Origin of the sequence: Sediminibacillus albus, from assembly GCF_900101125.1 — a bacterium.
Taxonomy (GTDB): domain Bacteria; phylum Bacillota; class Bacilli; order Bacillales; family Amphibacillaceae; genus Sediminibacillus; species Sediminibacillus albus.
The window spans coordinates 114,966-132,407 of record NZ_FNFL01000001.1; the positions used below are offsets into that span (position 1 = coordinate 114,966).

Annotated in this window: 19 protein-coding genes; all 19 read left to right on the top strand. The window is 40.2% G+C overall.

The features are described 5' to 3' along the window. The first annotated feature begins 14 nt into the window (after nucleotides 1–14). The 19 genes from ypeB to hepT all read left to right on the top strand — a co-directional run bounded on the left by ypeB (nucleotide 15) and on the right by hepT (nucleotide 17,380). Nucleotides 15–1,358, top strand: a complete 1,344-nt coding sequence (gene ypeB / locus BLR93_RS00630) for a germination protein YpeB (RefSeq protein WP_093210345.1) — start codon at nucleotides 15–17, stop codon at nucleotides 1,356–1,358. A gap of 88 nt (nucleotides 1,359–1,446) precedes the next feature. Further along, a complete protein-coding gene (locus BLR93_RS00635; RefSeq protein WP_093210346.1) occupies nucleotides 1,447–2,103 on the top strand; it encodes a flagellar brake protein in 657 nt (218 codons plus the stop codon). A 141-nt stretch (nucleotides 2,104–2,244) separates the two neighbouring features. Continuing rightward, the gene (gene cmk, locus BLR93_RS00640; protein WP_093210347.1) at nucleotides 2,245–2,925 is read left to right on the top strand and encodes a (d)CMP kinase; all 681 of its coding nucleotides are present in this window, start codon (nucleotides 2,245–2,247) and stop codon (nucleotides 2,923–2,925) included. 18 nt (nucleotides 2,926–2,943) lie between these two features. Beyond that, nucleotides 2,944–3,525, top strand: coding sequence for a lysophospholipid acyltransferase family protein (locus BLR93_RS00645; protein WP_093210348.1), 582 nt, complete (start codon nucleotides 2,944–2,946; stop codon nucleotides 3,523–3,525). Between the two features lie 105 nt (nucleotides 3,526–3,630). Next, nucleotides 3,631–4,770, top strand: a complete 1,140-nt coding sequence (gene rpsA, locus BLR93_RS00650) for a 30S ribosomal protein S1 (RefSeq protein WP_093210349.1) — start codon at nucleotides 3,631–3,633, stop codon at nucleotides 4,768–4,770. A gap of 11 nt (nucleotides 4,771–4,781) precedes the next feature. Continuing rightward, a complete protein-coding gene (gene fni, locus BLR93_RS00655; RefSeq protein WP_093212259.1) occupies nucleotides 4,782–5,804 on the top strand; it encodes a type 2 isopentenyl-diphosphate Delta-isomerase in 1,023 nt (340 codons plus the stop codon). Nucleotides 5,805–5,947: 143 nt separating this feature from the next. Further along, a complete protein-coding gene (locus tag BLR93_RS00665; RefSeq protein ID WP_139184368.1) occupies nucleotides 5,948–6,556 on the top strand; it encodes a YphA family membrane protein in 609 nt (202 codons plus the stop codon). Then, nucleotides 6,549–7,445: a YIEGIA family protein gene (locus BLR93_RS00670; RefSeq protein ID WP_093210352.1), complete on the top strand. Its 897-nt coding sequence runs from the start codon at nucleotides 6,549–6,551 to the stop codon at nucleotides 7,443–7,445. Before BLR93_RS00665 ends, BLR93_RS00670 begins: the two co-directional genes overlap by 8 nt. Further along, nucleotides 7,442–7,627, top strand: coding sequence for a capping complex subunit for YIEGIA (locus BLR93_RS00675; RefSeq protein WP_093210353.1), 186 nt, complete (start codon nucleotides 7,442–7,444; stop codon nucleotides 7,625–7,627). Before BLR93_RS00670 ends, BLR93_RS00675 begins: the two co-directional genes overlap by 4 nt. Before the next feature lie 153 nt (nucleotides 7,628–7,780). Beyond that, a complete protein-coding gene (der, locus tag BLR93_RS00680) occupies nucleotides 7,781–9,091 on the top strand; it encodes a ribosome biogenesis GTPase Der (protein ID WP_093210354.1) in 1,311 nt (436 codons plus the stop codon). 12 nt (nucleotides 9,092–9,103) lie between these two features. Next, the gene (locus tag BLR93_RS00685; protein WP_093210355.1) at nucleotides 9,104–10,144 is read left to right on the top strand and encodes an NAD(P)H-dependent glycerol-3-phosphate dehydrogenase; all 1,041 of its coding nucleotides are present in this window, start codon (nucleotides 9,104–9,106) and stop codon (nucleotides 10,142–10,144) included. A 59-nt stretch (nucleotides 10,145–10,203) separates the two neighbouring features. After that, a complete protein-coding gene (locus BLR93_RS00690; RefSeq protein WP_093210356.1) occupies nucleotides 10,204–10,464 on the top strand; it encodes a stage VI sporulation protein F in 261 nt (86 codons plus the stop codon). Nucleotides 10,465–10,726: 262 nt separating this feature from the next. Further along, on the top strand, nucleotides 10,727–10,924 hold the full coding sequence (locus tag BLR93_RS00695; RefSeq protein WP_093210357.1) for a DUF2768 domain-containing protein: 198 nt from the start codon (nucleotides 10,727–10,729) through the stop codon (nucleotides 10,922–10,924). A gap of 64 nt (nucleotides 10,925–10,988) precedes the next feature. Further along, entirely contained in the window at nucleotides 10,989–11,717 is a 729-nt protein-coding gene (locus BLR93_RS00700; protein WP_093210358.1) for a hypothetical protein, read from the top strand. Nucleotides 11,718–11,947: 230 nt separating this feature from the next. Beyond that, nucleotides 11,948–13,426: a stage IV sporulation protein A gene (spoIVA, locus tag BLR93_RS00705; RefSeq protein ID WP_093210359.1), complete on the top strand. Its 1,479-nt coding sequence runs from the start codon at nucleotides 11,948–11,950 to the stop codon at nucleotides 13,424–13,426. A 975-nt stretch (nucleotides 13,427–14,401) separates the two neighbouring features. Beyond that, on the top strand, nucleotides 14,402–14,674 hold the full coding sequence (locus BLR93_RS00710) for an HU family DNA-binding protein (RefSeq protein ID WP_139184369.1): 273 nt from the start codon (nucleotides 14,402–14,404) through the stop codon (nucleotides 14,672–14,674). Nucleotides 14,675–14,859: 185 nt separating this feature from the next. Continuing rightward, nucleotides 14,860–15,669 (top strand): heptaprenyl diphosphate synthase component 1, encoded by an 810-nt coding sequence (locus BLR93_RS00715; RefSeq protein ID WP_093210361.1) that lies wholly within the window; start codon nucleotides 14,860–14,862, stop codon nucleotides 15,667–15,669. Between the two features lie 6 nt (nucleotides 15,670–15,675). After that, complete coding sequence (gene menG, locus BLR93_RS00720; protein WP_093210362.1) at nucleotides 15,676–16,386, top strand: demethylmenaquinone methyltransferase; 711 nt, start codon at nucleotides 15,676–15,678, stop codon at nucleotides 16,384–16,386. Between the two features lie 22 nt (nucleotides 16,387–16,408). Then, complete coding sequence (gene hepT / locus BLR93_RS00725; RefSeq protein WP_093210363.1) at nucleotides 16,409–17,380, top strand: heptaprenyl diphosphate synthase component II; 972 nt, start codon at nucleotides 16,409–16,411, stop codon at nucleotides 17,378–17,380. The last annotated feature ends 62 nt before the right edge of the window (nucleotides 17,381–17,442 follow it).

Here is a 17,442-nt window from a genome sequence, read left to right on the forward strand (position 1 = left end):
GAAGGTGAGAAAAAATGATAAGATGGATTTTAGTAGCAGTACTGGCGATAGGGATAACAGCAACAGGGTTATGGGGGTACCAGGAACATCAGGAAAAAAACGCGATACTTGTTCAAGCGGAAAATACGTATCAGCGGTCTTTCCATGATTTGTCCTACCATATGGACTTGCTGCATGACAAGATTGGGACAACATTGGCAATGAATACCAAAGAACGGTTATCACCACAACTCGCTGACATTTGGAGGTTGACTTCTGAAGCGCATAACGATGTTGGGCAGCTGCCATTGGCACTTCTGCCATTTAATAAAACAGAGGAGTTTCTTTCAAATATCGGGGACTTCAGCTATAAAACCGCTATAAGAGACTTGGAAAAAGACCCGTTATCAGACAAGGAAGTTGAGAGCCTGCAATCACTTTATAAAACTTCTGGCGATATTAAAAATGAATTGAGAAAAGTACAGCATTTAGTATTAGAGAATAATCTTCGTTGGATGGACGTTCAACTTGCCCTTGCCACTGAAGATAATCAGGCAGACAATACGATTATTGATGGATTTAAAACAGTAGAAAAGACAGTGGAAGGGTATACCGAAGGGAACTTAGGGCCAAGTATGACTGGTACATCTAGTGAGAAGCATGAATTTAAATTTCTAACTGGAAAAAAATTAAATGAAAATCAAGCAATGGAAAGAGCGAGACAGCTATTTGACCTTGACGAACAGACCGAAATAACTCTGGCAAAGTCGGGAGATGGAGCGGAAGTGGATATGTACAGTGCTTCCTACCATAAGGATGGGAGAAACGGTTACATGGACTTTTCCATGAAGGGTGGCCATCCTTTGTCGCTGATCATTAACAGAGAAGTGAAGGATGCCAGCAAGAGTCTGAATGAAGGGATGGAAATTGCCCAGGATTATTTGGAGAGACTGGAATTATCCAACATGGAGCCTTTTCAAAGCAGTCAGTATAATAATGTTGGTGTCATTAACTTTCTTTATACCCAGGACGAAATAAGAATGTATCCAGACTCTGTCCAAGTGAAGGTTGCATTGGACAATGGGGACATATTAGGTTTTACATCAAGGGATTACTTTTTGAATCACCAGGAAAGGGAAATTGCTGAACCGAAGATGACAGAGGAAGAAGCAAAAAAGATGGTCAACGGTAATATAGATATACAGGAGGCCAGGTTATCTGTTATTGAAAACGATACAGGTGAAGAGGTTTTGACCTATGAATTTTTAGGATTGCTGGAGAATGAAACCTATCGGATTTTCATTAATGCCATGACTGGGTCGGAAGAGAAAGTGGAAAAGCTTAAGGGAACAGAAGAAAAATTTGAGCAAGCAGTTTAGGGAAAGGGGATTTCTCCTTTCCCTTTTTCCTGTTTTTTGAGATAATATAGAAAGGACAAATATTATTAGAAAAGAGGCGGAGCCATTGATGAAAATAGGTACACCGCTCACCTTAGAAGTTGAAAAAAATAAGGAAATCGAGCGATATCGCTGTAAAATTGTGGAGCGGCAAGGAAGTTTTTTATTCGTAGATTACCCTGTTCATGAAGCAACTGGAAGAACAAGCATCTTTGAAAAGGGAACAGAGTTTTCGGCTAGTTTTGTCAGCAGCAATAATGCTGTTTACCGGTTCGATACCGAAATCAAGGATAAAAAGAACTTGAAAATTCCTACATTAGTATTAAGCTATCCGGGAAAAGATGAGCTGGAAAGAGTGCAGAGAAGGGAGTACGTCAGGATAGAATCAGCGGTTGATATTTCTTTACATGATACGGAAGAAGAGATACAGCCGTTCACCACTATTACCCATGATGTTAGCGGCGGGGGCTTTTCGATCGTCCTCCCCCGTGAGCAGAAAATCCCCAAGGCCAAGCAATTGGAAGCATGGATGGTACTGCCGATGGAATCAGGGGAAAATGCTTATATAAGTTCGCTTACGCAATCCATACGTATTTTTGAAAGAAGCGAAGGGCGGCCTCCGCTCCTATCCATGGAGTTTGTTGACATCGCCGAAAAAGATCGACAGGTCATTATAAGGTATTGCTTTGAGAAACAATTACAGGCTAGAAGAAAGGGTTTAACTTAAGTACTGGCAGTATTGATTTTCCATGAAAATTCAAAACAAAATATGTTATTATCTTATTAAATTATTTGATTCATGCAGGTTATCTTATCTGCTACAGTACATGTCATTCCATTATCAAGCAAGAGAGGATTGTAGAAACAAATGAAAAAAACAGAATTAGCTATTGCAATTGATGGACCAGCAGCTGCAGGCAAGAGTACAGTTGCCAAATTAATTGCAAAAGATTTATCTTATATTTACATAGATACAGGAGCAATGTATCGGGCTCTTACTTATCAAGCGATAAATGAGAATGTCGACTTGGAAAATGAAAGACAATTACGAGGGATCCTGGAGCATATAGAAATCGATTTGCAGCAGAGTCCGGAAGGGCAAAAAGTATTAGTGAACCAGATGGATGTGACTCATGACATTCGTACACATCAAGTTACCAATAATGTTTCCGTTGTTGCAAAACACCCCGCCGTACGTGAAGAAATGGTGAAACGACAAAAGGCGCTGGCTCTGAAACGAGGGGTTGTGATGGATGGCCGGGATATTGGCACACATGTACTTCCTGATGCGGAAGTAAAGATATTTTTAATCGCTTCGGTGGAAGAGCGTGCGGGGAGAAGGCATAAGGAAAACCTTGAAAAAGGATTTGCGTCCGATCTTAATGATTTAAAAAAAGAAATAGAAAAAAGAGATCAGCTTGATTCAGAAAGAGAAGCATCTCCGTTGCTAAAAGCTGAAGATGCAATTGAAATTGACACGACTTCTTTATCTATTCAGGATGTGGCAGACAGAATTCTTGAAGTTGTAGAAGCTGTTAGAAAAAAATAGAGGAGATATTAAAAAGATATGAGCTTGTACAAGTTTGCAAAAAACGTTGTAGGTTTTCTTCTTTTTCCGATTTTTAGAATTAAAGTGGTGGGAAAAGAAAATGTCCCGGCTGCTGGACCTGTTATTATTTGTTCTAATCATATTTCTAATTTTGATCCACCAGTAGTAGGGATAACAGCGCCAAGGGACATTTACTTCATGGCGAAAGAAGAACTATTTCAAAATCGCCTGTTAAAAGGGCTCTTAACCAGAATTCAAGCTTTTCCAATAAAACGGGGCATGAAGGATCGGAATGCACTCCGGCAGGCGCTTCGTATCTTGGAAGAAGGAAATACACTCGGGTTATTTCCGGAGGGTACAAGAAATAGGACAGGTCAAGTAGGCAAAGGTTTGTCTGGTGCGGGCTTTTTTGCTTTACGTTCGAACGCATATATTGTGCCCTGTGCAATTATCGGTCCGTACAAGCCTTTTAAACAATTAAAAGTTGTTTACGGAAAGCCGATTGAAATGGAACAATTAAGGGAAAATAAAACACCAGCAAAGGATGTTACAGAAGTAATCATGCAGGAAATACAACAATTGATGGATAAACATCGATAACTGATTACTGCCTATTGCTTGACAAAAATGGGCAAATGTTAGAAGTTAGAAAAAAGGACATTTCATAAAGTTTGGTTGTGTCGGAAATTGAAGGAGGTCTCTTTTATGGATGAAATGAACAATGAACTTTCAGATTTACAACAACTATCAACCGGTGATCAGGTAACGGGCAAGGTAGTTAAAGTAGAGGAAAAACAAGTGCTCGTTGACATCGGTTATAAAGTGGAAGGGATAGTTCCTATCAGTGAGTTGTCCAGTCTTCATGTGGAAAAAGCATCAGATGCAGTAAGCGAAGGAGACGAGCTTACGTTACAAGTGAAAAAAGTAGAAGATGACGAAGTTGTGTTATCCAAGCGTGCTGTAGACGCTGATAAAGCATGGGAAGATTTAGAAGAAAAATTTAATAATGGTGAAATATTCGAAGCTGAGGTCAAGGATGTCGTCAAAGGCGGACTCGTTGTTGATGTAGGCTTACGTGGATTTATCCCCGCTTCTTTAGTGGAAACGTATTATGTGGAAGATTTTGCAGATTATAAGAATAAACAATTAAGCCTCAAGGTAGTTGAATTAGACCGCTCTCAAAACAGGGTGATTCTTTCACACAGAGCTGTTTCTGAAGCCGATGAAGCTAACAAAAAACAGGAAGTCCTGCAATCATTGGAACAAGGACAAGTGCTGGAAGGTACAGTTCAAAGGCTTACAGACTTTGGAGTGTTTGTCGACATCGGAGGGATAGATGGACTTGTTCATATTTCCCAATTATCGTATGAGCATGTGGAAAAAGCATCCGATGTAGTAGAGGAAGGCCAAAAAATAAATGTAAAAGTATTGTCAGTCGATAGAGATAATGAGCGAATTTCATTATCGCTTAAAGAGACGTTGCCCGGACCTTGGGATAACATTGAAGAAAAAGTAAGTCCCGGTTCTGTTGTTGAAGGAACGGTTAAACGTTTAGTGAACTTTGGAGCTTTTGTGGAAGTGTTCCCAGGTGTAGAAGGGCTTGTCCACATTTCGCAAATCTCGAACCAGCACATCGGTACACCGCAGGAAGTCCTTGATGTAGGGCAGGAAGTACAGGTGAAAGTTCTTGATGTAAATGAACAAGACCAGCGGATGTCATTAAGCATCAAAGAACTGGAACGGGATCAAGACCAGGCTGAATTAAAGCAGTATGAAAAAGAAGAAGACCATTCAGGCTTTCAATTAGGAGATATGATTGGAGATAAGCTTGATAAGTATAAGTGATGGTGAAACAGATGAGCAGAGCCAATAGAAAATTAGAGCATATTAAATATGCTCTTGAATCAAATAAGGAAGAAGTGAGTGCTTTTGACGGGATGAAAATTATCCATCAAAGCGTTACTTCTCTTAATTGGGATGACATCGAACTCCATACAAAATTGGGCGGACTTTCTTTAAGTTCGCCTCTTTTTGTTAATGCCATGACAGGCGGCGGAGGGATGGATACAGAAACTATAAATAAAAATCTAGCCATCGCTGCAAAAGAGACAGGGATAAGTATGTCAGTTGGGTCCCAGATGTCAGCAATTAAAAACAACGAGGAAGAACGTACATATCGGGTAGTTAGGTCGGAAAACCCTAATGGAATTATTTTTGCAAATTTAGGCAGCGAAGCAAGTGTAGAACAAGCCCAAAGAGCAGTGGATATGATTGAAGCAGATGCCCTGCAAATCCATTTAAATGTGTTACAGGAATTAATCATGCCGGAAGGCGACAGAAATTTCGAACGGATGGAATCAAGGATTGAAGCAATAGTAAACCGTTTACCGGTTCCTGTGATAATAAAAGAGATAGGACAGGGCTTTTCCAAAGAATCTGCTTTGCGCATGAAAAATGTTGGCGTCGAATACATAGATGTTGCAGGTAAGGGCGGTACAAATTTTTCAATAGTGGAAAATCGCAGGAGGAAAACGCCTTTATCATCTTTTGACTATTGGGGCATTCCCACCCCTGCCTCGATAAAAGAAGTCCATTCGGTATTTCCTGAATGTCAATTGCTCGCTTCTGGGGGGATTAGGAACGGACTGGATGGAGCGAAATCATTAATTCTAGGGGCAAAAGCCTTTGGTATGGCAGGAAGTCTATTGAAAGTGCTTGTAAACGAAGGACTTGAGGCGTTAGTGGAAAGAATTGAGGATATCCATAAGGAAGTCCAAATGATTATGCTTATGCTGGAAAGTAAAACACCTGATCAGTTAGCTGGAAAACCACACGTATTTACAGGAGAATTGTATGACTGGATCCACCAGAGAATATAAAAGGCCGGAAAGTCGTCTATAATCGACTTTCCGGCCTTTTCCAATATGATAGAGGAATTTTTCTTTGTTTGGGTTCAGGAATGCTTTGATTAAGGTTTAGATGGCCTTTCATATAGTTATAATGCTAATGGAAGGTGAAGCTAATGGATGGATTGCTGTTTTATTGGATAAGTTGGATTTTATGGGTGATATTTACGTTTCTTTTAAAGAAAACGAAAGTTCGCTTCTATTTGTCAGTATGGATACTTTTACTGCTAAGCTGTTCGAATACGGTAGTGGAAATATTGGACTATAAGGTTAATATAGCAATATTTGTTTCATTTGTGTGTGCTATCCTCTATATGGCTAAGTCCCCGGATTGGATGTATCAGTTGTTTGGCAGCTTATGCATGACATTTAGTTACATTGGTATTCTACTCTGGGAGTTAATCAGCCCGATTTGGTTATTTGTTCCCAGAATAATAATCATTCCATTTCTTGCCATGATTATGTTGTATTTCATTGCCGACAATCTAATTGATAAGTGCATGATTTGGTGTCTTGGACTCACAAGCGGTGAAATCCTCCATGGCTTAATTATGAACAGCTATGGCTTTCAGCCTGTTATTGGTGAGCGTTCTTTCTTCGATTTGATGTTTGTAGGTATAGGTTTTCAGATAATAGCGAAACTAATTATGATTATCAAACATAATACGGAAAACCTTCTGCAATCCTTGGAAAGAAAGCTTAAGATGAGGTGGAATCATGAATGAATATACATATCCAATTTTATTTGGTGTGGTGATTGGGACGATAGCCAGATTGGTCATGCTAAGAACAGATTACCGTCAGTATCCAACTTATCTCCATGGGAAAGTCATCCATATTTCATTGGGCTTCATAGCTGCGGCTCTAGGGACCGTAGCGGTTCCTGCAATTATGGAAAAAGAATTTACTGCAGTAACCTTTCTAACAATTGCAGCATCGCAATTCCGTGAAGTGAGAAATATGGAGAGAAATACGTTAACAGAATTAGACGCTTATGAGCTTGTTCCCAGGGGAAACACATATATAGAAGGGATCGCAGTAGCTTTTGAGGGGAGAAATTACCTGGTTATTTTCACTTCATTCATAGCCACGTTGTCTTTTTTGGCGTGGAATATTTGGATAGCAGTTATTTCCTCCCTTATCTGCTTTTTTGTTATTAGAAAATTCATGAGCGGAGCTACTTTAAAAGAACTGGTAAATATAGAGTACCAGAATCTGCATTTTGAAGGGGCCGGGCTGTATATTGATAATATATATATCATGAATATTGGTCTTCCGCAGCGGCAGGAGGAAATTCTTAAATATGGAATGGGTTTTGTTTTGACCCCCAAAAATTTCAATGTGCGTTCAACCATTGCCAACCTGGGCCAACGACAGGCAATTCTTCATGATGCTTCGGTATCCTTAGGGGTTTTCCGAGATTCCGGCACACCTGCCTTAGTTCCGCTGATTAAAAGAGATTTAGATGACGGCAGAATCGGAGTATTCCTATTACCGCAAGACAAAGATGTCGATAAAGCGAAAAGGATTATTGGTGCTGTCCCTGTGTTGGAAAATGCGATTAGAATGCCTTCTGAATCTAAAGCAAACAAAAAGGGGAATAAAAGCCGATGAAAATGGAAAAAGCTGTTTTGGCTGTGATTACAACGCAAAGAGAAAAAATCGGCGGTGGTGCTCCGATTTTTTTATGTGATACAAAAGAAGAGATGGAGAAAATAGCTGCCAACTTGGAGGCTATTTTAGATGGCATCGGTCATGCATTGAGCGATCAGTTATATATCATTGTTAAACATTGACACCCATATAGTCAATGCGAAAAGGATAAGAGGGGAATGCTGACTTTTAAAAAGCGTTGTTTAAAATTTCCTCTTTTGCTAAAATAGAAAAGTTAAAGCTTTCGATAATAAAGATTTATTGGATTAATAGTAGAGGGAAAGGATGATCCTTTCATGAGGAAATCTGTAGTAGCGATAGTTGGCCGGCCGAATGTTGGCAAATCGACTATTTTCAATAGGCTGGTCGGAGAGAGAATATCAATAGTAGAGGATGTGCCTGGTGTAACGAGAGACCGTATATATTCACAGGCTGAGTGGCTTAATACCACTTTCAATATCATAGACACCGGGGGAATCGAGCTTGGTGATGAACCCTTGTTAGTACAAATGCGAGAGCAGGCAGAAGTTGCTATTAATGAAGCAGACGTCATTATTTTTATGGTCAATGGCAGAGAAGGCATTACAGCAGCTGATGATGAAGTAGCCAAAATCCTCTTTAAATCGAACAAACCAGTAGTATTAGCAGTAAATAAAGTCGATAATCCAGAAATGAGAGATCAGATTTACGAGTTTTATTCTTTAGGTTTCGGAGAACCGTTTCCTATTTCAGGCACACACGGGCTTGGTCTTGGAGATTTGTTAGATGATGTAGTAAAGCATTTTCCAGAGCTGGAACAGCCGGAGGAAGACGACTTAACCATCCATTTTAGTTTGATCGGGCGGCCGAATGTTGGCAAGTCGTCGCTTGTAAATGCTCTTTTAAATCAGGAAAGGGTCATTGTCAGTGATATTGCCGGTACAACGAGAGATGCCGTCGACACCCCCTTTACCAAGGACGATAAAGATTTCGTGATTATTGATACAGCGGGTATGAGAAAACGGGGAAAAATCTATGAGACAACAGAGAAATACAGTATATTGCGAGCTTTAAAGGCGATTGAACGATCGGATGTTGTTTTAACGTTGATAGATGCGGAATCAGGCATCATCGAGCAGGACAAAAAAATCGCAGGCTACGCTCATGAAGCTGGAAAGGCAGTAGTCATTGTAGTCAACAAATGGGATACCGTCGAAACAAATGAGAAATCGATGAAAGAATTTGAAGAAAAAATCCGGGCCCATTTTCAATTCTTAGACTATGCCCCAATTGTATTTTTGTCAGCTAAAACGAAAAAGCGGCTGCATACGTTGATTCCAAGTGTACTGGAAGCCAGCGAGAACCATGCTAAACGAGTGGAAACAAATGTTTTAAATGATGTAATCATGGATGCTTTAGCGATGAACCCTACGCCAACAGTTAAAGGAAAACGTTTAAAGATCATGTATGCTACCCAAGTGTCGGTGAAGCCACCAAGTTTTGTTGTATTTGTAAATGATCCGGAATTAATGCATTTCTCCTATGAACGCTTTTTGGAAAATAGAATAAGAGAGGCTTTCGGATTTGAAGGCACTCCGATAAAAATATTTGCTAGGAGAAGGAAATAAGGAGGAGATTCCGTGGAAAAAATAGCAGTGTTAGGTGCAGGGAGCTGGGGAACAGCACTTGCGATGGTTTTGGCGGATAACTCTCACGAAGTAAGGTTATGGACCCATAACCAGGAACATGCCAATACGATTAATCAAACCCATGCAAATGAGAAATACTTACCTGGCGTCCGGATACCGGATGAAATAACCGCCTTTTATGATTTGGAGAAAGCGGTACAGGATGTTTCTACAATCCTGTTAGTAGTTCCGACAAAGGCAATCAGAGACGTATGCAAGCAATTAAACGACGTATTGCATCATCCAGTAACTCTCGCCCACGGCACAAAGGGAATTGAACCAGGTACATTTAAACGGGTGTCTGAAATGATTAACGAAGAACTATCCAACGGGCTTTATAAAGAAGTGGTGGTTTTGTCGGGCCCGAGCCATGCAGAAGAAGTCAGTCAGCGTCAGCCGACAACGCTGACCGCATCATCAGAAGATATAGAAGAAGCAAAAAAAGTACAAGACCTGTTTATAAACGGCAATTTGCGTGTGTACACCAGTCCGGATATGGTCGGTGTCGAACTAGGCGGGGCGCTTAAAAATATAATAGCGCTGGGCGCTGGAATATCGGATGGTTTAGGATACGGTGATAATGCCAAGGCGGCACTGATTACAAGGGGATTGGCCGAAATTGCCCGGCTGGGCACATCCATGAATGCCAACCCGTTGACGTTTTTAGGGCTGACCGGTGTCGGTGACTTAATTGTTACTTGCACGAGCGTCCATAGCAGAAATTGGAAAGCCGGAAACCTGCTAGGCAAAGGTAATAAACTTGATGATGTATTGGAGCAAATGGGGATGGTTGTGGAAGGGGTCAGGACCACACAGGCCGCCCATCAACTTGCTAAGATGCAGGGTATTGACATGCCGATCACCGATGGTTTATTTCGGATACTTTTCGAAGAAGCCCAGCCAAAAGATGTTGTCGACCAATTAATGACAAGGGTGAGACGCCATGAGATGGAAGATTTATCACATATTTTAAGTAACCGTTTTTCCAGTTAACACTGTACTACCCTCTTTGCATATAATGTGGGGAATACCAAGGGCAAGGAGGAGTGCACGTGAGCGATTTTCAAAAGAAGTTGTTTGACCAGATTCAAAACAATTCAAATATTAAATCAGATCAAATTTTCAAAGTGGCTGACTCAGTGAAAAATGCTGATTTTTCGGACGAGAAAACTGTCCGGAGGCTGGTAAGACAACTGGCTAAAATGGCAGATAAACCTCTCTCGAAAGAAAAGGAAGATAAGATTGTAAAATCCATCACTAAAAATAATATGCCAACAGATATGAACTCATTGAGTAAGCTTTTCAAAAAGTAAATGATATTGGGCAAAGTGAGGATACAAAGTGGATAAGGCTCGCATAATATAAATCGCACAAGCATTCATTTTAGAGCCGCAATGGGTATTATTTAGTCACACCGAGGTAGAAATTGCCCCTTCTGCCTCGGTTTTTTATTGTTGTAAAATAACAAGGGCTTTTGCTGGTTTGTCACAATTGTTTTTCCATGAGGGAATGCGATTATGTTATAATACAAAATGCATTATAGGCTTGTCTTACTGTATTAAAGGAGTGAAAGTCTTGTCAGAATCCATGTTGAATATGTATATTTCTTTTGGTGGAATTATCTTTTTATTTTTAGCTATCGGTCTTATCTTGTTAAGCAGATATAAACTAAAAGGTATTTTTGGAACAATTATCGCTATCTTAGCTTATATCTTTTTAATTGTGGGCGGCCTTATTATTTTTTACATAGTATTTAGCGGACCTGCCGCTTAATGTTTACAACAACGCATTGCATAGTGCCTGGTACACCGCCAGGTTTTAGGAGGATGTTGTGTTTATGAAATGGAATATAGCTCTAATGCTGAGTGTTATGACCTTGATTTTGAGCGGCTGTCTTTATCCTAATGAACAGCTTTCGAAAAACCGGGTTCCTAACGAGGTGCAGCTTCAGACGATCCAGCACGCTGTCAATCAATACAGGGAAAGTAAGCAGGGGCTGCTGCCGATTAAAACAAAACCAAGTGATACACCTATTTTTCAAAAATATTTACTTGATTTTACCGCTTTGAAACAGGAAGGGTTCATTACGAGCATTCCCGGAACGGCGTTTGAGAATGGTGGTGTCTATCAATACACTTTGATTTATCCTGAAGAAGATCCTCAGGTAAAACTAATTGATTTACGGATAGCTCAAGAGGTTAGAACGGTCCAGAGGCAAATTGATTTGTACCGGGACGAAAATCTTTATCCTCCTTTCGGCGAGCAGTTGTCCGAGGGGGTTTATAAAATCAACTATGAAAAGATTGGGATCGATACACCGCCTCGTATACCAAGCCCTTATTCTCAATCAAATTTATCGTTGGTGATGGATACCAATGGTCAAGTATATGTCGATTACGGTCCGGATTTATATGAGGCACTTAATAAATATGAACATCAGTACACAGAAGGTGATGATATCCGTTTTATTTTACCGGACAACACACCGTTTGTCCCTGCTTATTCCCTGCCATACACGGTTCAAAACGGAGAACCTGTCATTACTATCGACAATCCCGAAAATTAAATAGAAAGCATCTGAATACTTTATCCCTTGCCGCATATCATGTTGTAAGGGATTTTTTTATTACATACCTTCGAGGTGCTGAAACAGAAATTATCCCGTTAACTTGCAGTAGTTTTGTTTTTTAAATTTTTTCAATCAAACAAGTCATATTTCAATAGGACAACGTCATAGACTTTAAATGTCAAAGATTCGTAATAGTTCTATGGCGAAGTAGACCGGGAGGGGATTTTTTGGAAAGAGTAGATATTTTTAAGGATATCTCGAAACGGACCAATGGAGATATTTACCTTGGGGTGGTAGGCGCCGTCCGAACAGGTAAATCAACCTTCATAAAAAAGTTTATGGAACTTGTTGTTTTGCCTAATATTCAGGATGAAGGGGAAAGAGCAAGAGCGCAGGATGAACTTCCGCAAAGTGCTGCGGGAAAGACAATAATGACTACTGAGCCAAAGTTTGTTCCGAATCAAGCCGTATCTATTCAAGTGGATGAAGGACTGGACGTAAATGTACGAGTAGTAGACTGCGTGGGTTATACGGTGAAAGGCGCTAAAGGATTTGAAGATGAAAACGGCCCGCGTATGATCAATACTCCCTGGTACGAAGAACCGATTCCATTTCATGATGCTGCGGAGATCGGAACACGAAAGGTCATCCAGGAGCATTCTACTATCGGAGTTGTTGTTACTACGGATGGCTCCATAGGAGAAATACCAAGACAAGATTACCTTGAATCGGAAGCAAGAGTTGTCGAGGAATTAAAAGAAGTTGGCAAACCGTTTATCATGGTGATTAACTCTGTACAGCCTTATAATCAGGAAACGGAGCTATTGCGGCAGGAGTTAACAGAAAAGTACGATATCCCTGTATTGGCTATGAGTGTAGAAAGCATGGCAGAGCATGATGTGTATAACGTGCTGAGAGAGGCCTTGTATGAATTCCCTGTGCTGGAGGTTAACGTAAACTTACCGAGCTGGGTAATGGTCTTAAATGAAGACCACTGGTTGAGGGAAAGTTATCAGTCGGCAATTCAGGATACCGTCAAAGACATAAAACGGCTTCGTGATGTTGATCGAGTGGTCGGACACTTCAGTGATTATGATTATATCAACGAGGCAAAGCTAGCTGGGATGGAAATGGGCGAAGGTGTAGCCGAAATTGATTTACAAGCTCCAGACTATTTGTATGATCAAGTGTTAAAAGAAATAGTTGGAGAAGAAATCAGGGGTAAAGACCACTTGCTTGAATTAATGCAGGATTTTGCCAATGCAAAACGGGAATATGATCAGGTTGCAGAGGCCTTGCAAATGGTTAAACAAACGGGATATGGAGTTGCCGCTCCTACTTTAGAAGATATGGTTTTGGATGAACCGGAGATTATTCGCCAAGGGTCGCGGTTTGGTGTTAGATTAAAAGCGGTAGCGCCTTCCATCCATATGATCAAGGTAGATGTTCAATCCGAGTTTGCCCCGATCATTGGCACTGAGAAACAAAGTGAAGAACTCGTCAGGTATTTGATGCAAGACTTTGAAGAAGATCCATTATCTATTTGGGAATCAGATATCTTTGGCAGATCTCTTAGTTCCATTGTAAGGGAAGGAATCCAAGCAAAACTTTCTTTAATGCCGGAAAATGCCCGGTATAAATTAAAAGAAACCCTGGAGCGGATTATCAATGAAGGCTCTGGCGGTCTTATAGCAATAATATTGTAGCGGCTTTTTACAGGCCGCTTTTTACTTGCTTGGCAATGATAAGCCTCTAAGAAACTCCGCTAAAACAAACACGGGAAAGGTGGTTGGAACATAACATACATCCACTTGCAAAATCCGAATGATAACAGCATATGGAGTTTTAAAAACCACCTTCAAGCACTCGATGGATGATGAAATGGATATAAATGCCATGTAACAGTAGGTGATTTCTTAATAGTACAGTATTACGCTGCGCAAATCCACTACGCTTTCCGTGGGCGGCTGTTTTACCTCCTCGAGCTTGCGCTCTGGGGGTCTCACCAAGGCGTTCCCTCCCGCGGGATTCACCGTGGATTTCTCCTCTCTGTTTTCAACCAATAGACCTATCAGCACAGACAGAATCCGTAGACTCCAGGGGAAAAACACAAATCTGAAAATCCCGGAAGAATCCGCTTTTTGCTTCTGAGGACGATGTGGGTGAGGTCTGTCCGCGGAAAGCGGAGTATTCGGTCGGCGCACGTTTAAGCACTCAACCTTTGTTTGAAGGAAGAAATAGAGTTGTCCCTGTGTCTAGAAGTTATCTTTAACATTTGAAAAGAACAATCGAACGAGCTCGAATCCGAAGGATTTCGAATCATCGTTCGATTTTTGCTTTAGCCGCTATCCTTTTGACCCAACCGCTATTTTTTTAAGTTTTACTCATTTTATTCAAAAATCTGCAGTTTTTTTAGCAACATCTTGTAAAACTGCTTGCTGACAGTATTCAACTATGATAATATCCAAATATGCCCGGGCTTATTAATTTTAGGAAATAACCACAAATTTTACGTAAAGTTGTTGATTTTTGTTGAATTTCCTTTAAAACTCGTTTATTATAAGCCTTGTCATCTTTTTAAGAGGTGGCGGAGGTATAAAATACTTATAATTTGTGAACAAATGGAAGTAAGACTTTCCTTGTTCGAAACCGTAAGAAATTATTGGGAGGAGGTGAATGTCATGAATAAAACTGATCTAATTAACACAGTCGCTGAAAAAAGCGATCTATCTAAAAAAGATGCAACAAAAGCTGTTGATGCAGTTTTTGAATCTATCATGGATTCACTTAAAGATGGTGAGAAAGTACAACTAATTGGTTTTGGAAACTTCGAGGTACGCGAACGTGCTGCACGTAAAGGGCGTAACCCGCAAACAGGAGATGAAATTGAAATCCCTGCAAGCAAGGTTCCTGCTTTCAAACCAGGTAAAGCCCTTAAAGATAATGTAAAATAATTTACATAGGGGCAAAAAAGGGTGCGATTAAGCACCCTTTTTATTTTTGTTTAAAATCTCAAAATAAATAGATATAATTAACAGCTGAAATCATACTTTGGCATGAGCCTGATAGGCGATAAGCTCGCGCAGTTGTGTTATAATATTTGTAAGACAAGTTTGGTAATAATGCAGGAAGGGCTTGGGTGATTACTTTGAGAGCATCAAATCTACCGCTTAGTGAGATAAGAGAAGCGATTGAGAATAAAATTCAACATTCCTATTTGGAAAAGTATATACAAAAGCCCGTCATTGATGATGATAAGCTGTGCATTTTATCCTCTATCATAAAAAACACCCCATATTCAGATACAAAAAAGAAGAATTATATTATCACTGTAATGCTGGTTCAAATTGCGCTGGATACACATGATTTGGTTTCCAAGCAAGAAGAAAAAGACGAGCCGGATCGAACAAAGAAACAGCGTCAGCTCACCGTTTTAGCGGGGGATTACTATAGCGGTCTTTATTATTATTTTCTTTCCCAACTTGATGATATATCAATGATACATACGCTGGCTTCAGCTATCAAAGAAATCAATGAGTTAAAAATGACGGTTTACTATAAAGAGTTCGAATCGGTGCAGGAATTTATGGATGATTTAATGTTGATTGAGTCGTTATTGATCAGGCGTGTTGCTGAATTCTTTGAAAGGTCATTTGTAAATGAATTTACAAGCAATTGGCTGCTTACGAGAAAGTTGATGAGGGAAAAACACAATTATCTCAAGCAAGAACATTCGCCCATATTTGAATTACTGACTAACGGACCAGCCCAAAACATTCACTATAATCAGATTGTCGGAACGGTAGAGCAATTCATCCAACGGAGTGTTCTCAGGGTAGAAGAAACAGTTGTCCAACTGCCAGTTCATTTTCAGTCTCTTAAGACCTATGTAAATAAAAAGATATATGAGTCTATCGGCAATAATTCTAAAGTATTGGAAGAGGGTTAACAAAGAATGGTGCAACAAACTAAAGAAGAGCGTGTCCATCACGTATTTGAAAAGATATACAACCGGTATGATGTGATGAACTCCATCATTTCCTTTCAAAGACATAAAGCCTGGCGGAAAGATGTTATGAAACGTATGAGTCTAAAACAAGGTGACTCTGCCCTTGATGTCTGCTGCGGAACAGGTGACTGGTCGATAGCCCTAGCTGAAGCTGCAGGAAAGACTGGTAAAGTCGTCGGGTTGGACTTTAGTAAAAATATGCTTTCTGTCGGAGAAGATAAAAAACAGGAAAATAACATTGGGCAGTTAGAATTTCTCCACGGCAATGCAATGGAGCTTCCATTTGCCGATAACACGTTCGATTTTGTAACGATCGGTTTTGGGTTGAGAAATGTCCCCGATTATATGCAAGTGCTAAACGAAATGGCGAGAGTAGTAAAACCTGGGGGAAAAGTAGTCTGTTTGGAAACTTCCCAACCCACAGCAATTGGATTTCGCCAAATGTATTATTTTTATTTCCGTTTTATCATGCCTTTATTTGGCAGGTTGTTCGCCAAGAGTTATGAAGAATATGCCTGGCTCCATGAGTCCGCTAAAGACTTCCCGGGCAAGCATGAATTAAAACAAATGTTTAATGATGCCGGACTAGCAAACGTGCAAGTGAAGGCATATACTGGCGGCGTGGCAGCAATGCATATGGGAGAAAAGCCATCTTAAAAATAACGTAAAGGTGACCTACATGAAATTAGCAATGACTTATTCTTACTTAAAGCAAGATCTGGACCATATAGAAAAAATGTTAACCAAAACAATTCAAGCGAAGCATCCGGTCCTCAGAGAAGCTTCAAAACAATTACTTCAAGCAGGAGGAAAAAGACTTCGTCCTGTTTTTGTATTGCTTTCCGCCAAGTTCGGAAACTATGATATGGAGCGGATGGAAAAAGTAGCAGTTTCGATGGAATTGATACATATGGCTTCTTTAGTGCATGATGATGTCATCGATGAAGCTGAATTGCGCAGAGGTGAGCCAACGGTAAAAGCCAGATGGGATAACCGTATTGCTATGTACACAGGTGATTACATTTTTGCTCGTTCCCTGGAATATTTAACTACGATTGATAATCCTCGCGCCCACCAGACTTTATCAGAAACTATCATTGAATTATGCATTGGGGAAGTAGAACAAATCAGGGACAAATATGTTATAGAACAAAATGTTCGAAACTATCTTCGCCGGATTAAACGGAAAACGGCACTGCTGATATCATCGAGCTGCAAGATAGGCGCCATAGCAGCAGGTGTTCCAGCAGGTTATGAAAAAGCTTTATATCGATATGGTTACAACATAGGAATGTCCTATCAGATTATTGATGATATTTTGGATTTCACAGCAACTGAAAAGGAACTGGGTAAACCTGCAGGAAGTGATTTACTGCAAGGAAACTTAACGCTTCCAGTGCTTTATGCTATGGAGGATCCATTATTGAAATCAGAGCTCGAAGACTTGTTTAGTGAGCCTTCTGAATTAACAACTGATGGTATCCAGCCAATCTTAGCGAAAATCAAAGCGTCGGACGCTATTTCGAAAGCAAATGCAGTTAGTGAAAGGTATTTACAAAAAGCTTACCAATCCCTTGATGAGCTCCCGGATACTAAAGCCAAGCAAACAATGAAGGATATTGCAAAATACATAGGTAAAAGAAAATCCTAAACCAATTGTCAACCCGGCTTTTTTTTGGTAGAATCTATTAGGTTAGCGCTTTCATACATATC

Coding starts and splice junctions, on each gene's coding strand:
- der (WP_093210354.1), top strand. CDS start 7,781: ATGAGGAAATCTGTAGTAGCGATAGTTGGCCGGCCGAATGTTGGCAAA.
- BLR93_RS00635 (WP_093210346.1), top strand. CDS start 1,447: ATGAAAATAGGTACACCGCTCACCTTAGAAGTTGAAAAAAATAAGGAA.
- hepT (WP_093210363.1), top strand. CDS start 16,409: ATGAAATTAGCAATGACTTATTCTTACTTAAAGCAAGATCTGGACCAT.
- fni (WP_093212259.1), top strand. CDS start 4,782: ATGAGCAGAGCCAATAGAAAATTAGAGCATATTAAATATGCTCTTGAA.
- rpsA (WP_093210349.1), top strand. CDS start 3,631: ATGGATGAAATGAACAATGAACTTTCAGATTTACAACAACTATCAACC.
- BLR93_RS00700 (WP_093210358.1), top strand. CDS start 10,989: ATGAAATGGAATATAGCTCTAATGCTGAGTGTTATGACCTTGATTTTG.
- ypeB (WP_093210345.1), top strand. CDS start 15: ATGATAAGATGGATTTTAGTAGCAGTACTGGCGATAGGGATAACAGCA.
- cmk (WP_093210347.1), top strand. CDS start 2,245: ATGAAAAAAACAGAATTAGCTATTGCAATTGATGGACCAGCAGCTGCA.
- BLR93_RS00670 (WP_093210352.1), top strand. CDS start 6,549: ATGAATGAATATACATATCCAATTTTATTTGGTGTGGTGATTGGGACG.
- BLR93_RS00665 (WP_139184368.1), top strand. CDS start 5,948: ATGGATGGATTGCTGTTTTATTGGATAAGTTGGATTTTATGGGTGATA.
- BLR93_RS00675 (WP_093210353.1), top strand. CDS start 7,442: ATGAAAATGGAAAAAGCTGTTTTGGCTGTGATTACAACGCAAAGAGAA.
- menG (WP_093210362.1), top strand. CDS start 15,676: ATGGTGCAACAAACTAAAGAAGAGCGTGTCCATCACGTATTTGAAAAG.
- BLR93_RS00645 (WP_093210348.1), top strand. CDS start 2,944: ATGAGCTTGTACAAGTTTGCAAAAAACGTTGTAGGTTTTCTTCTTTTT.
- BLR93_RS00710 (WP_139184369.1), top strand. CDS start 14,402: ATGAATAAAACTGATCTAATTAACACAGTCGCTGAAAAAAGCGATCTA.